The following is a 13,391-nucleotide window of genomic DNA, read 5'->3' as shown; positions in this document are numbered from 1 at the left end:
TTCTGCTTAATTAAAAGCAGTACAGTAGTAAGTGAAATTATTAGAGGAATAAGACTATTAAAACCGTAAAAAAAGCCCCAGCAACTAATCGCCCGAATCGTATTAATGATGAAATTCGTGTGAAAGAAGTCCGCTTAATTGACCAAGATGGTGAACAAGCGGGTATCGTATCTATCCAGCAAGCGTTGGAAATGGCGGAACAAGCCGAACTCGATCTAGTTGAAATAAGCCCTAATGCAGAGCCTCCAGTGTGCCGCATTATGAATTACGGTAAGTTCCTCTATGAAAAGAGCAAAACTGCAAAAGAGCAGAAGAAAAAACAAAAAGTTGTTCAAGTTAAAGAGATTAAGTTCCGTCCAGGAACTGACGAAGGCGACTATCAGGTAAAACTACGCAGCCTGATTCGCTTCTTAGAAGACGGGGATAAAACCAAAATCACACTACGTTTCCGTGGTCGTGAATTAGCCCATCAACAAATTGGAACTGAAATGTTAGAGCGGATTAAAACAGATTTAGCAGATTTAGCGGTTGTTGAATCTGAACCATCTAAGATTGAAGGTCGCCAAATGGTGATGGTACTTGCCCCGAAAAAGAAATAATAATTAGTGCAACTCAAGTAATAATGGTAACGGTGGTTTCATCGTTACTTTTTATTCGCCTAATTATTGGTGATTAATAATAAACAATGCGGAGTTAAACTCATGCCTAAAATTAAAACAGTACGTGGTGCTGCTAAACGTTTCAAAAAAACTGGAACTGGCGGTTTTAAACGTAAACAATCTCATCTTCGTCATATTTTGACTAAGAAATCAACTAAACGTAAACGTCATTTACGTCATAAATCAATGGTTGCGAAAGCAGACCAAGTTTTAGTCGTAGCTTGTTTACCATATGCATAACCCACGGTTGTGCGAACGTTTCGTTATTTTTTAAGTACAAATAGACAAAGGAGATTCCTATGGCCCGTGTAAAACGTGGTGTAATTGCAAGAGCTCGTCATAAGAAAGTTCTTAAGGCAGCTAAAGGTTATTATGGTGCACGTTCTCGTGTATATCGTGTTGCTTTCCAAGCAGTAATTAAAGCTGGTCAATATGCTTATCGTGACCGCCGTCAACGTAAACGTCAATTCCGTCAATTATGGATTGCACGTATTAACGCAGCAGCTCGTCAAAATGGTTTATCTTACAGCCGTTTCATCGCTGGCTTGAAAAAAGCGTCTGTTGAAATCGATCGTAAGATCCTTGCAGATATCGCAGTGTTTGATAAAGTAGCATTTACCGCTTTAGTTGAAAAAGCAAAATCAGCACTTTAATCAACCAAATTATTTTAATTTAGTTTGTGAGAAAGGATAGTGGTTAAAAACCCTATCCTTTTTTACTACATAAAGGAGATGAGGAGAGAAAAATGAAATTAAAAACATTTTCTACACTATTTTTAGCAGCTTGTTTGCAAGTTGGTACATTCAATGTAATGGCTGCATCGAATAATTTTTCAGTACAATTTCCGAAGGGGGAAACTGCGGCTGAATTAAATGGGACGATTAAAGGAAATGATGTTGATCGCTATACTTTTTATGCAAAAAAAGGGCAGGTAGCAACATTAGAAATTTTAGATAAAGATCCACAAGTTCAATTTGCATTGGCATATGCAAAGAAATCCAAGCAAGTGGATTTAAGCGCTAGCCAACAGTTATTGCCTTATTCAGGGAAATATATCTTAACGGTTTATCAAACAAGAAATGATGCGCGTAAGCAACCAAATAAACAACATTTCTATAATGTGAAATTATCTATTACAGAGCAAAACGCACAATCAACCGCTACAATAGACAGTTTAACTTATCGTTGTGATAATGGGAAAACTTTAGTTGTTGCTTATCAAAATGATCAAGCAAAAGTAACTTGGCAAGGTAAAGAGCAGTTATTAAAACAAGATCGTAAACTGAGCAAAAATAATACCCTCGTATTTAGTAATCAAGCTCATTTATTAAGTGTTGATGTGATTCAGACACAAGATTGGCAACATAGTAAAATTAATTCTTGGTTAAAATTAGGAAAAACAGCAACAAAAGATCAAGTGTTGTTGCAAGAGTGTGTAGTGACGAAATAATTAGATAATTGAGAGTATGTGGTTGATAGAATATTTGTAATAAAATATAAGATAGTATGTAAAACCACATACCATCCCAAGAGAATTAACGAGTAGAAAGTTGGAAAATCATAGTTTCAGCTTGGCAGCAGAAAGTAAAACTTGCATTTAGTTGATAACCACCATTTACCGCCACGATTTCACTGGTAATTTCACAAGGATCGCTTTCAGCTGCACGCGCTTTTTCGGTTAAATAAGCTAATGCTTCTTTGGCTTGTTCTTCAGTTGTATAGACTTGGCTAAAGTTTACGCCACAATCTTCATTATCAATTACCGTACCAACATCAACGCAGCAGCATACTTTCGCTTCTTCTGCTTTACATTTCATTTGACTCATAAATAGCTCCATTTCAAAAAAAGATATAAAAAAACAAATTTATTTTAACACGAGAGCATAAGAAAACCTTGAAGAGTTAAGTAATTTTGATCTATATCAACAGTAAATCATAGGTACTGGTCTAATCACTGTATAAATAGCCATAAATTGTATTGAGTTAATTAATAAAGTTCCCTAATATGCGACCTTCAAATAAAAAACATTGTTAATAACTACAAGGAATAATAAAAATGCGTTTACTTTCCAAAACTCTACTTGCAAGTTTAGTGGCTGTTGCATCGCAAGGTGCTTTTGCTTCTGCATTCCAACTACATGAAACTTCAACTTCTGGTTTAGGCCGTGCTTATGCGGGGGATGCTGCGGTTGCAGATGATGCTTCAGTAGTTGCTTCTAATCCAGCGTTGATGACTTTCTTTAAACGCCCAGAAATCTCTGTTGGTGGGATTTATGTAAATCCGAATATTGATTTAACAGGAACATTTGGTTCAGTGGACGCAGGGCACAAGAATATTGCAACTAAGGAATTAGTTCCTTACCTTTATACTGTCTATCCAATTAATGATCGTTTTGCTGTGGGGGGTGGAGTAAACGTTAATTATGGTTTAGCAACAGAATTTGACAATGGTTACAATGCGGGACCATTTGCAGGTAAAACCGACTTAACTACTTTAAATTTCAATTTAAGCGGGGCTTATCGTGTAACCAATAATTTTAGTATTGGTGCAGGGTTAAATGCAGTATATGCAGATGCTACAGTAGAACGCCGTTTAGGAGCATCATCGGCAAACTTTACTGCTCTAAATAGTGCTTTAGGTTTAAATTTGAATAATTCTACTTTATTACATAAGCTAGAAGGGGATGTATGGGGTTATGGTTGGAATGTTGGTGCGTTATATGAATTTAATGAAAATAACCGCATTGGTGTAGCATATCATTCACATGTATCACTTGATTTTGATGGGGACTATACAACAGGTATTCCAGCTACTCCAAAAGTAATACCTCATCCAACACTAGGCTTATTAACTCTTCGTGAGGCATTAGGGGTTAGTGGTGATAATGGTCCAGGTTCATTGAAATTACCTTTACCAGCGTATTGGGAAGTGGCAGGTTATCATCGTGTATTACCAAAATTTGCCGTTACTTATAGTGTAAAACGTACAGAATGGAGCCGTTTCCAAGAATTATATGCACATCGTGGTGGCGATGGATTATTCCAAAAAGATGAAAACTTTAGTGATACTACCCGTATTGCAGTTGGTTTTATCTATGATGTAGATGATAAATTAACCTTACGAGCTGGTCTTGCTCATGATGAAAGTGCAGTAGATAAGGATCACTCTTCAATTTCGATCCCAGATACTGATCGTACTTGGTATACTTTAGGGGCAACTTATCGCTTTACGCCAAATCTTTCTGTGGATGCAGGATTTGCCTTTATTAAAGGGAAAAAAGTTTCATTTGAGGAAACACAATTTAATAAGAAAACAGGAAGTGTTGTTACGGGGAATTTCACCTCAAAATCAACTGCAACACTTTACGGTTTAGGTTTAAATTACCGCTTCTAATTAATATTATTTAGAGAATGAAAAGGCTGAACTCTGTTCAGCCTTTATTGTTAATAAAAGCATTAGTTTTTTAAAGTTTGCAAATATTCAGCAACCGCTTTCATATCATCTTCATTTAAACGTGATTTAGCTGCATTTCCTGCACCAACAATCTCACCTGATTTACGTTTTTGTAATGCTGTTATGATCTCATCAACACTTAGCGTATTAATAATTGCGGATTGATTGAGTGCAGATTTTTCACCTTGTTTACCATGACATAAAGCACAGCCTTGACTAAATAAACGTTTACCGCGATCAAGATTACTATCAGCGTGAGCATAAGAAATGGTTGTTAATAGAGTGACGAATAAGGTTAGAGATAATTTTTTCATTATTTTATTGCCCCACAAATAATTGTTGTAATGTTTTATCTGGAATTAAACCTTCGAATTTATAAAGGATTTTACCAGTAGGGTCAATGAGAAAAGAGGTCGGCGTACCGACTAGTTGATAACGTTCAGCAGTGATTTTTAGCTGATCTTTCACGATAGGGAGATTAAGTTTATTTTTCTCTACGACTTTGCGAGTATCGCTATTTTCGCCATCAATATTAATTGCTAATAGTTGTATCTTTTCGGGATGTTGTGCAGCAAGCTTCTCAAATGATTTCAATTCAATTAGGCATATTCCACAGGTACTAGACCAAAAATTGACTAATACAGATTTACCCTTAAATTTTTCCAGAAAAACTTTGTTGCCGTCCAAATCAAAAGTAGCAATTTCTGGGGCAGGTTTGCCGATTTCTGCGGTTTCTTCTTTACACGCAATTAAACTAAAACAGAAACTGCTGATTAATACTATTTTAAGGAATGAAAATAATTTCATCTTTTACTCTCTAAATCATTTATGTTGATTATGTTCTTCTTTGAGAAACTTACCATGTTGTAAAAAGATAGTGCGGTCAGTGAGTTTGCCCAGATCAGGGTTATGCGTCACCATGACAATAGTTTTACCTTGTTGGTTTAAAGTAGTAAGAAGATCAAGAACCAATTTTTCGTTCTTTTCATCAAGATTTCCAGTTGGCTCATCTGCAAAAATGACTGGAGGTTGATTAACTAAAGCTCGTGCAATACAAACACGTTGTTGTTCACCACCTGATAATTGACTAGGGCGATGGTCGATACGATGACCTAAACCAACTTGTTCAAGGACAGCTTTTGCAGCAGCTTCATCTGTTACACTATGATAGTGTTGTGCTAGCATAACATTTTCTAAAGCTGTCAAATAAGGAATTAAATGGAATTGTTGAAACACTAATCCAATTTTTTCAGCGCGGAAACGTTGTTGCCCCGTTTCATCTAATTGTGCAGCATCAATACCATCTAGAATGACTTTTCCCTCTGTTGCTGTATCTAAGCCAGTGAGGATATTCATTAATGTTGTTTTACCTGAGCCTGATGCTCCCATAATAGCAACAAATTCACCCTCTGAAATTTGAATATTAATATCTTCAAGTGCTGTGACTTGACCAAATCTTTTATATAAATGTTGAGTTTCAATTACGTAATGAGTCATAATTATTCGCCTTTAAGAATATTGGCTGTTTGTATTTGTAATGCCCGACGTGTTGGGAAGATAACAGCGATAATTGCTACTAAAAGAGAGAGCAGAATTGTGATAGGAATTACAGGTAAACGCATATCAATATAGGATTTAAATACGGTAATACCTAGAATTTGTGCAAGAAGATAGCCAATCACAAGACCAACAATGATTGCACAACTGGCAATAATTAAAATTTCAGTACCAATTTGCTTGATAATATCATTCCGTTTAGCCCCTAAAGCTTTTTGTAAAGCAAATTCTTTTGCTCGCTCGCCGACAATGGCAATTAATGTTGTATTGACACACAAAGTTGCAAGAATCAGGATAACTAACGCAATTAGCCCCATTAATCCTTTGATTTTGTCGAGAATTTGTCCCTCAGATGAGGATACTTTCAAAATTGGACGAATTTCTAAGTCGGGATAGCGCTGTTGAAGCTGGGTGGCGAATTGTTCTACTTGCCCTTGATCGTTTTTCATATTAAAAAGAGCATTGGTAACTAAATCTTGTTTATCTAACCAGTTTTGTGCAAATTCTAAGCTAACGATAAGCATATTGTCAGTAGCATCGCCACTTTCAATAATACCTTTAATTTTGAAACTATGCTTTTCAGCAGAATTTTTTGATAATGTAATTTGACTACCAACTTGTAAATTAAGGCGCTGTGCTAATGTTTTTCCAATCAACGCATGTCGATCATCAAAATTTACCCCGATGGCAGAGCCTGTAATTTGCCAATAAGGTGCGAGAGTTCGCATATCAGAAAACCATACTCCCATTAGTACAATTTTTTCTAAATCGGAACGTGCAACACCATAAAGATAAGGACTTGCTGCGGTAATTAACCCTGAAGGGGCGTGATGTAAAATTTGTTTAATTTCCTGTTCTGGAATTAGACCACTGCTATTAGAACCAATATAGAAATTAGCACCAAATGTACGTAATTCTTGGCTCATTTTAGTATTAATATCAAAATAGACAGCTGCCATTGCAGTCACAATGCTGGCTCCAACAGTAAGTGCAGCAAATATGATAAAAACACGTTGTAAACGTAAGCGTAAAGCATTAATAACTAAACGCCAAAACATAGATCTTGGTTTATTGGCGACCATATAACACCTCCACGGGGTAGAGTTGTGCAATGCGGTGAGCTGGGAACCAAGTACCAATTAAAGCAATTAGAGTAGATAATACTAAGACACAAGGAACTACAATCCAAGTGAAGCTGAGTGGTAAACCAAAAAGTGTAATACCAATAAACTTAGCTAATCCCCAACCAGCAATACAGCCTAAAGCTCCACCGATTAATGCGCTAATCATCGCTTCACAATAGAAAAGAAGAACGATTTGCCATTGGTACGCACCTAATGCTTTCATTAAACCGATTTCTTTACTTCGTTCAATGATTGTTGTGGTCATTAAAGAGGCAATGCCCATTGCAGCAGCAATAAGAGCAGCTACAGTAACAACCGCCAATAATAATTGAATTTTTTCAATAATAACGCCTTCAGAAGCAGCCACTTGCCAGATAGGACGAACGATAGCTCCAGAGATGGCTTCTTCAAGTTGGTGTGAAATTGAGGATACATAGGCGGTACAATACCAACGATCATATTCTTCCGCAGCAAGTGCATCGGCATTATCACGAGCTTTGCGAGATAATTCATTTTCAGGCACGGTTAATGCAGATACTTTGATAGCTTGTATTTTTCCTACTAAACCTAATAGCGTTTGAGCTTTACTTAATGGCAGAATAAGTTGTTGATCTTCATTGCCACCAGACGATAGCAACCCTTTAATCTCTACTTTAAGTTGCTGCGAAAAGTTTCCTTCTTGATAACTAAGCTCTAATTGGTCACCAATTTTCCATTGATTTGTTTTAGCTAATTGTTCACCGATTAAGACAGGGGTAAATTCAGGGAACTGATCAGTGCTATCATCAACCCATTCACCAGTAACTTTCCAATAAGGACTGATAATTCGTTGTCCTGTATGGTAATCATCTTCATCAGGAATAGCGATTTGGTGATCAAAAAAAGTCCCTAAGATTGAGATATTTTTTTGTGTATTTGTTGATAAGTTTTTTGCATGAACTTCAGCAATTAATAGCGGGGCAAAACCGACAATATTATTTCGCCAAAAAATATCTTTAACATTAGGTAATTCTTTTTCATCAAGAAAATCTTGTGTAGAAAGTGCAGTATTACCGTTTATATCAGCAGGTAAAACTGCACTACTGGCAGGTTCAACTAAAATATTTGCACCATACGATTTTAATTCACGTGCCATTTTATCGCCAATATCAATAGACACTGCAAGTAAAGCGGAAACTAATCCAGCGGCAAGAAAAATGGTGATAATTGCTAAAAGCTTGCGCTTCAAGCCGTGACGCCAAGATTGAAATAACATACGGGCTAACATTATTTGTTTCCTCCCGTAGTAGAGAGATAGTTTTCGGGGTGATCACGGAATAAATTAAGATTTTGTTCACTTGTGAAGAAATAGGTTTTACCCTCGTAACTGTATTTATGTTCTGCGCTTGTGTTTTTTAATTTTTTGCCATTAACAGGATCAGTGACATCTAATTCCACAATAGTTGAGAAATAATTTAAACCGTCTTCTAAGCTTTTTTTATTAATGATGACATCTGTATCTGTTTGCTGCCAACCCTCAATAGGAACAGGATTGCAACCACCAGCTTTGCCAATAGAAGGAATAAATAATCTTACGCCACAACCAACACAAATAACTTGATCCCCTTCCATAACATAGCCTTGATCGCCACATAGAATACAAGCATCAAATACTACCGCTAGGCTTAGATTTTTAGTTGATCGATTAATAATAAAGAAACGAACAGCTTTACCATCACTGGCAATCCACACAAAACGGTGTAGTTTCCCATCTTTAACTTGTGCGATTGGGATCTGTACTTTATTTTCTTGATCTAAGGTGACTGGAATTGCTTCAGATAATTTAGGTGGTTGAGAAGCAATTTTATCCCAATAAAGTTGGGTACCAAGTAATACTAATACTGCAAGTAGTCCCCAGATAATTGTTCGTTTGCTATTCTGAACTAGTAACTTTTTTTTCCGCTTTTCAATTGATTGTTGCTCTGCAAGCATATTGTTACGATATGGTAGATAAATGCGAATAGCAAAAAAAGCAATGAAGATAAGAAGAATAATACTGATAAGATAATTTAGATAGGATGTGAGATTACTTGATTTAGCGACAAAACTTAGACGTGGTTTTGTGAGTTCAATCACTTGTAATTTCATTAGTGCCAAAATGATTTCACTAAGCATTGGCGTTAGTAATAATATGGTGATAAGAATAATAAGTAGCCAGCGTAACGAGGTAAATTTTTTTTGCGCTTGACCTTGTTTAAAGAAAATAGTTAACCATGCAGTGATAAAAATACAAAAGAAAAGACCTAAAATTACAGCAGATAAATGTAAAAGAAAATCAGTATTGATGACATCTGTATTAGTAATTGCACTCACATTTGGATCTTTAGCCCAGAAAATACCTGCAATGAGAGAGAGTATAAATTGCCAGAAATAAGCAAGTTTGATGGAGTGAATAAATTGTGTTAGTAAAAACAGTAACAGTAAACTAAAAATCATACTGTTTAGTATTAATTTAGCTTGTTGGGTATTTGGATAATTTAAGCTAATAATAATACCTAGAAAGAGCGCTATTATACTGAACCATAATATATTTTTAACTTTAAGATTGGTATAATTAGCCCAATGGCAACCAAGTAAGATAGCTAAGGGTAAGATAGCTTGTAGTAAAAAGACGAAGTAGTAATTCATAATGATTCATCACAACAACAGAATAAAGTAGTGCTTTAAGTTCTTTATCATTAAATAGTAGATAAATTTTTAATAACGTTTTATATGAAAAGTAGAAAAGCACGAAAAATTATTTTCGTGCTTTTTTCAGTCTAATTATTTCAAACCAGTAAATTTAAATTCATAGCTAACATCAAATGGTTTCCACCAACGACCTACACCAGTTTCTTGGTCAGTATGACGATGCATACCTGCTTTAGAAGGGGGATCAATATGATAAGTTACTTTGTAATTACCTACGCCCATCATTTTTACATTAGCACCATAGTGAGGACCATCACCTGCAACCATTGGCATAAATGAACCCTCCTGTTTCTCACCTGTGTCTGTATTGACTAGCGTATAAGAAATCGTTAAGTAAGGCATCCATTCACCTTCACCGAAACCATTTTTATTGCCTTTAGTCGCATGAATGTCTGCTTCAAGGTGAATATCAGAATCTTTTGCTGATAAACCCATTCCACGAGGCTCCATATCAATAGGTTGTAAATAAACTGCTGCAATTTCCATTTCATTCATAGTAACAGCTTCACCGATAGGATATTCTTTAAATGCGAATGCTGATGGTGCTGTTAGAATACTAGCAAGTAAGGTTGCAGCTAATAAGGTTTTTTTCATAGCGATCTTCTCCTGTTGTTAATTAATATATTGTGCCGTGAAATGGGTTAATCTGCTCGCTTACTCTGATATTTCATATAGATCAGAGCAAAAATAGCAGCAATAATTAAAATAGCTTGTGGTATTAAAGTTTCTACATAAGGGTAAATACCTAACCATGAAATTTCAGGGATGCCTGAAAGTAGCGTTGGTTCAAATAATTTTCCTTCAATCAGTTCTAGAATAGATTTACCAGCAAAGATGAAAGCCATAAGGTACATAAATGAGCCGGTGAACATAAAAAATGGTTTTAGAGGTAATTTCACTACGGTATAACGCATAATGAAATAACAAATTGCTAATAAAACTGCCCCAATAATAAAGCCACCGAGTAAGTAGAAATAATCTAATGTGGTGGAAACATCACCAACTAACGCATAATAAAATAGTACGGTTTCAGCACCTTCACGATACACAGCTAAGAAGCTAGTTAGCCATAATCCAATTAAAGAACCTGTCGTTAAAGCAGCAGAGAGCTTACCTTCTAAATAACGCTTCCAATTATTTGCTTCAACTTTAGACAATAACCAATAGCTCATAGTAAATAACATCACAACAGCAATAATCATCGTGAAGCCTTCTAATAATTCACGGCTTGCTCCTGAATTGGAAAACAATAATTGGAAAATTGCTGCGGTAATTACACTGGCTATCAAAGCGACATAAACGGATTGTTTAATGACAGGAAGTTTATCTTGGTGATTATTTTTTACTAAATAAGCCACAATCGCAGCAACGATTAGAAGTGCTTCTAAACCTTCACGCAAAATAATTAATAAACTATACAAGAACAGCCCCCAAGCACCTTGTTCCCCGCCTTGTAACATTTCAACCGCTTTTGTTAATCCTTGTTGTAAACCAGTAGCTTGTTGTTGCAATTTATCAATAGATTCATTGGCTTTCATTAAACTTACTAAGCGAGTGAAATAGCCTTCTAAATCAGCCTTAAAGTTACTATCTCTAGAACCAATTTTATTTTCCATACCACTGTTTTCAAAAATATCGAAGTAAGTATCTTGAACAGCTAAGATGGCTTTTTTAGTTTGTCCTTGTTCAAATAAAGAAATAGCTTGTTGAATATGCTGATTTACTTGATTAACAACTTTATTCCAATCTTGTTCTGGTACATTATTTGCTGGTGTAGTGTTAGCAGTTTGAGCAGTAATTTGTTGGCTTTCACGTGTAGTTGGTAAGTTAGGTAGCTGTTCCTCAAGATCTTGTAATAATGTGGTAATTTGATAACCAAGATGATTAATTTGATCAGGCTGTTCACTTATTTTGATTAAATCATAAAATTGTTGATTGATGTTGGCAGAAATAGCCGAAGAACGATTTTGACGGATCGACATCTCCATTTCAGAGTTTTTGTAACCATCATATTGAGCTTGTTGTATCAATTTTTTAGCTGCTGCATAGTCGCCTTTTTGATAAGTACTAATTGCTTGAGCAAGGAGATCATCAATAGTTTTAAAACTTTGTTGCCAGTGTTGTGCGATTTCAGCATGATCATATACGCTGTGTTGACTAGAAGCATTTAGTTGGTGTCCCTCTTTGAGGGAAGGTAATACTTCTTGTAATTCTGCTTTTAAACCATCAATTTTGGCTTTAACTTCTGCTAGCGGCTTACCATCACCAATCATTTTCCGAATTTCACCAAAAGTTGCTTCCATTTGATAGCTTTTTTGAGCAGAGAAGTTAATTCTGATTGGCCCTTCTAGATTCTCAAATACCTCAAAATAAGCCATTTGTACTTCTGTACGAGCATCATCAATATTATTTTGCTGATATAACGTAGCTGTTTTATCTAAGCGATTTTCAATATCTTGAATCCATTGTTGATAGTTATTATCAGCGTATACATTGGTAAAACAGAATAAAGCAAAGATACAAATCAAAAGACGATGATAGAGAGAAAAGACCATAAATTTACCTAGTTAAATAAAAACTATTCTTATGTTTGTTCATATTATCCTCCGATTATTTTTTAATACAATGGTGAAAAGAAAGTTTTTAGGTAAAAAATATTTTCCGTTACAGAAAATTAACAAAAATAAACATTAATATATCAATAGGTTATGAATATAGAACATTTCGTTAAAATGTATTTGTATATAGGTGAAAAGTGAACTAAGAAAATTGTTAGGTAGAAATTCTCTTAGTTCTAAAATTTTTAAATCCAATTTTGGTGAGTAAGGAGGGATTTAATTTGAGCATAGATAATTGGTGCACTAATCAATCCAGGAATACCAAATGAAGCTTCCATTAATACCATCATGATGAGCAATTCCCATGTTTTAGCATTAATGCGGTGTCCAATAATTTCTGCATTAAGAAAATATTCTAATTTATGAATAACAATAAGAAAGATCATTGAGGTTATTGCAATACTAATGCTGTCACCTAAGCTCATAATCACAATAAAAGAATTGGAAATAAGGTTTCCCACAACAGGAATCAGACCAGTAATAAAGGTTGCAAATACCATTGTTCCAGAAAGAGGTAATGGTTTACCAAATGCAGGTAAAATCACTAAGAGATATAACGCTGCTAATAGTGTATTAATTAATGAAATACGGAATTGAGCAAAAAACACATTGGTGAAGCCATTAAGTAGTGTTTGAAAATGTGACTGTAGCAGTTGAGGGAGTGTTTTAAGATTTGATGATTGAAATGGGAGTGTTTGAAATGCAGCAATAGTACCTATTACTACCCCAACGATGATATGGCCTAAGCTGCGTACTGTATATAAGCCAGCAGTTTGCAATTCTTTGGCATTCTCTTTTAGCCAATGTGACAATTGAGCTTGTAATGTGCTAACACCATCAGGAATGTGGATTGCAAGAGAAGCTGGTAATTTAGTATGTAATTCATCTAGGATATTGGCAACACTACTGATTAATTTCCCAGCACTAAAAGTATCAGCTCGATTTTCTAGCCAAATAACAAATAGAAAAATAAGTAGAAGAAATAAAGTAATGACAATAAACACAGCATAACCAACGTTATGTTGAGTGTGTTTGCGTAAATAATTTGAGAAAGTTTGTGTGAGAGCATAAGCACTGAGTGCTATAAATAGCATTAAAACGAGATGTAATTCAAAAACAGGTAACCATAAGATAAGAACACTACTAATCGTAATTAGAAAGTGCTTGAAGGTGAGTGGTAATTTTTCCATATTGGACCGCCATACTCCTAAGTAAAAATAATATGTAATAGTGAGAATTATATCGTAGA

At 35.2% G+C, this 13,391-nt stretch carries 15 protein-coding genes; 5 read left to right on the top strand and 10 right to left on the bottom strand.

Annotated features, from left to right (window positions below):
* Positions 1 to 56 precede the first annotated feature (56 nt).
* The 4 genes from infC to QV06_RS06905 all read left to right on the top strand — a co-directional run bounded on the left by infC (position 57) and on the right by QV06_RS06905 (position 2,109).
* On the top strand, positions 57 to 599 hold the full coding sequence (gene infC / locus QV06_RS06920) for a translation initiation factor IF-3 (protein WP_082985063.1): 543 nt from the start codon (positions 57 to 59) through the stop codon (positions 597 to 599).
* 102 nt (positions 600 to 701) lie between these two features.
* On the top strand, positions 702 to 899 hold the full coding sequence (rpmI, locus tag QV06_RS06915) for a 50S ribosomal protein L35 (RefSeq protein WP_013745268.1): 198 nt from the start codon (positions 702 to 704) through the stop codon (positions 897 to 899).
* A 59-nt stretch (positions 900 to 958) separates the two neighbouring features.
* Complete coding sequence (gene rplT, locus QV06_RS06910; RefSeq protein ID WP_065234471.1) at positions 959 to 1,312, top strand: 50S ribosomal protein L20; 354 nt, start codon at positions 959 to 961, stop codon at positions 1,310 to 1,312.
* Positions 1,313 to 1,404: 92 nt separating this feature from the next.
* The gene (locus tag QV06_RS06905; protein ID WP_065237502.1) at positions 1,405 to 2,109 is read left to right on the top strand and encodes a DUF7606 domain-containing protein; all 705 of its coding nucleotides are present in this window, start codon (positions 1,405 to 1,407) and stop codon (positions 2,107 to 2,109) included.
* A gap of 85 nt (positions 2,110 to 2,194) precedes the next feature.
* Here the strand turns inward: QV06_RS06905 and QV06_RS06900 are convergent, their stop codons facing one another.
* Positions 2,195 to 2,485: a YfcZ/YiiS family protein gene (locus QV06_RS06900; protein WP_065237501.1), complete on the bottom strand. Its 291-nt coding sequence runs from the start codon at positions 2,483 to 2,485 to the stop codon at positions 2,195 to 2,197.
* A gap of 230 nt (positions 2,486 to 2,715) precedes the next feature.
* Between QV06_RS06900 and QV06_RS06895 the strand changes: the two genes are divergently transcribed.
* Positions 2,716 to 4,053 carry an outer membrane protein transport protein gene (locus QV06_RS06895; RefSeq protein WP_065237500.1) on the top strand — a complete coding sequence of 446 codons (1,338 nt, stop codon included), beginning with the start codon at positions 2,716 to 2,718 and terminating at the stop codon, positions 4,051 to 4,053.
* Between the two features lie 62 nt (positions 4,054 to 4,115).
* On the opposite strand, the gene QV06_RS06890 is transcribed toward QV06_RS06895, so the two are convergent.
* The 9 genes from QV06_RS06890 to QV06_RS06850 form a co-directional block, all read right to left on the bottom strand.
* The gene (locus QV06_RS06890) at positions 4,116 to 4,427 is read right to left on the bottom strand and encodes a c-type cytochrome (protein ID WP_065237499.1); all 312 of its coding nucleotides are present in this window, start codon (positions 4,425 to 4,427) and stop codon (positions 4,116 to 4,118) included.
* Between the two features lie 4 nt (positions 4,428 to 4,431).
* Positions 4,432 to 4,920, bottom strand: a complete 489-nt coding sequence (locus QV06_RS06885) for a TlpA family protein disulfide reductase (protein WP_065237498.1) — start codon at positions 4,918 to 4,920, stop codon at positions 4,432 to 4,434.
* Positions 4,921 to 4,935: 15 nt separating this feature from the next.
* Positions 4,936 to 5,610, bottom strand: coding sequence for an ABC transporter ATP-binding protein (locus QV06_RS06880; protein ID WP_065237497.1), 675 nt, complete (start codon positions 5,608 to 5,610; stop codon positions 4,936 to 4,938).
* 2 nt (positions 5,611 to 5,612) lie between these two features.
* The gene (locus tag QV06_RS06875; RefSeq protein ID WP_065237496.1) at positions 5,613 to 6,752 is read right to left on the bottom strand and encodes an ABC transporter permease; all 1,140 of its coding nucleotides are present in this window, start codon (positions 6,750 to 6,752) and stop codon (positions 5,613 to 5,615) included.
* The gene (locus QV06_RS06870; RefSeq protein ID WP_065237495.1) at positions 6,739 to 8,061 is read right to left on the bottom strand and encodes an ABC transporter permease; all 1,323 of its coding nucleotides are present in this window, start codon (positions 8,059 to 8,061) and stop codon (positions 6,739 to 6,741) included. Before QV06_RS06870 ends, QV06_RS06875 begins: the two co-directional genes overlap by 14 nt.
* Entirely contained in the window at positions 8,061 to 9,461 is a 1,401-nt protein-coding gene (locus QV06_RS06865) for a Fe-S-containing protein (protein ID WP_065237494.1), read from the bottom strand. Before QV06_RS06865 ends, QV06_RS06870 begins: the two co-directional genes overlap by 1 nt.
* 135 nt (positions 9,462 to 9,596) lie before the next feature.
* A complete protein-coding gene (locus QV06_RS06860) occupies positions 9,597 to 10,118 on the bottom strand; it encodes an iron transporter (protein WP_065237493.1) in 522 nt (173 codons plus the stop codon).
* Between the two features lie 47 nt (positions 10,119 to 10,165).
* On the bottom strand, positions 10,166 to 12,079 hold the full coding sequence (locus tag QV06_RS06855) for an FTR1 family protein (protein ID WP_065237492.1): 1,914 nt from the start codon (positions 12,077 to 12,079) through the stop codon (positions 10,166 to 10,168).
* Positions 12,080 to 12,327: 248 nt separating this feature from the next.
* Positions 12,328 to 13,332, bottom strand: coding sequence for an AI-2E family transporter (locus tag QV06_RS06850; RefSeq protein ID WP_065237491.1), 1,005 nt, complete (start codon positions 13,330 to 13,332; stop codon positions 12,328 to 12,330).
* Between the last annotated feature and the right edge of the window lie 59 nt (positions 13,333 to 13,391).

This window comes from Gallibacterium genomosp. 3 (assembly GCF_001678475.1).
Lineage (GTDB): Bacteria > Pseudomonadota > Gammaproteobacteria > Enterobacterales > Pasteurellaceae > Gallibacterium > Gallibacterium faecale.
The sequence above is the reverse complement of the archived record's forward strand: the minus strand, read 5'-3'. Positions and strand labels throughout refer to the sequence as shown.

Excerpts from the sequence above, each read along its gene's own strand:
- QV06_RS06905 (WP_065237502.1), top strand. The coding sequence starts at position 1,405 with ATGAAATTAAAAACATTTTCTACACTATTTTTAGCAGCTTGTTTGCAA.
- QV06_RS06890 (WP_065237499.1), bottom strand. The coding sequence starts at position 4,427 with ATGAAAAAATTATCTCTAACCTTATTCGTCACTCTATTAACAACCATT.
- rplT (WP_065234471.1), top strand. The coding sequence starts at position 959 with ATGGCCCGTGTAAAACGTGGTGTAATTGCAAGAGCTCGTCATAAGAAA.
- QV06_RS06865 (WP_065237494.1), bottom strand. The coding sequence starts at position 9,461 with ATGAATTACTACTTCGTCTTTTTACTACAAGCTATCTTACCCTTAGCT.
- QV06_RS06895 (WP_065237500.1), top strand. The coding sequence starts at position 2,716 with ATGCGTTTACTTTCCAAAACTCTACTTGCAAGTTTAGTGGCTGTTGCA.
- QV06_RS06900 (WP_065237501.1), bottom strand. The coding sequence starts at position 2,485 with ATGAGTCAAATGAAATGTAAAGCAGAAGAAGCGAAAGTATGCTGCTGC.
- QV06_RS06885 (WP_065237498.1), bottom strand. The coding sequence starts at position 4,920 with ATGAAATTATTTTCATTCCTTAAAATAGTATTAATCAGCAGTTTCTGT.
- QV06_RS06875 (WP_065237496.1), bottom strand. The coding sequence starts at position 6,752 with ATGGTCGCCAATAAACCAAGATCTATGTTTTGGCGTTTAGTTATTAAT.
- QV06_RS06870 (WP_065237495.1), bottom strand. The coding sequence starts at position 8,061 with ATGTTAGCCCGTATGTTATTTCAATCTTGGCGTCACGGCTTGAAGCGC.
- QV06_RS06860 (WP_065237493.1), bottom strand. The coding sequence starts at position 10,118 with ATGAAAAAAACCTTATTAGCTGCAACCTTACTTGCTAGTATTCTAACA.
- QV06_RS06880 (WP_065237497.1), bottom strand. The coding sequence starts at position 5,610 with ATGACTCATTACGTAATTGAAACTCAACATTTATATAAAAGATTTGGT.
- rpmI (WP_013745268.1), top strand. The coding sequence starts at position 702 with ATGCCTAAAATTAAAACAGTACGTGGTGCTGCTAAACGTTTCAAAAAA.
- QV06_RS06855 (WP_065237492.1), bottom strand. The coding sequence starts at position 12,079 with ATGGTCTTTTCTCTCTATCATCGTCTTTTGATTTGTATCTTTGCTTTA.
- QV06_RS06850 (WP_065237491.1), bottom strand. The coding sequence starts at position 13,332 with ATGGAAAAATTACCACTCACCTTCAAGCACTTTCTAATTACGATTAGT.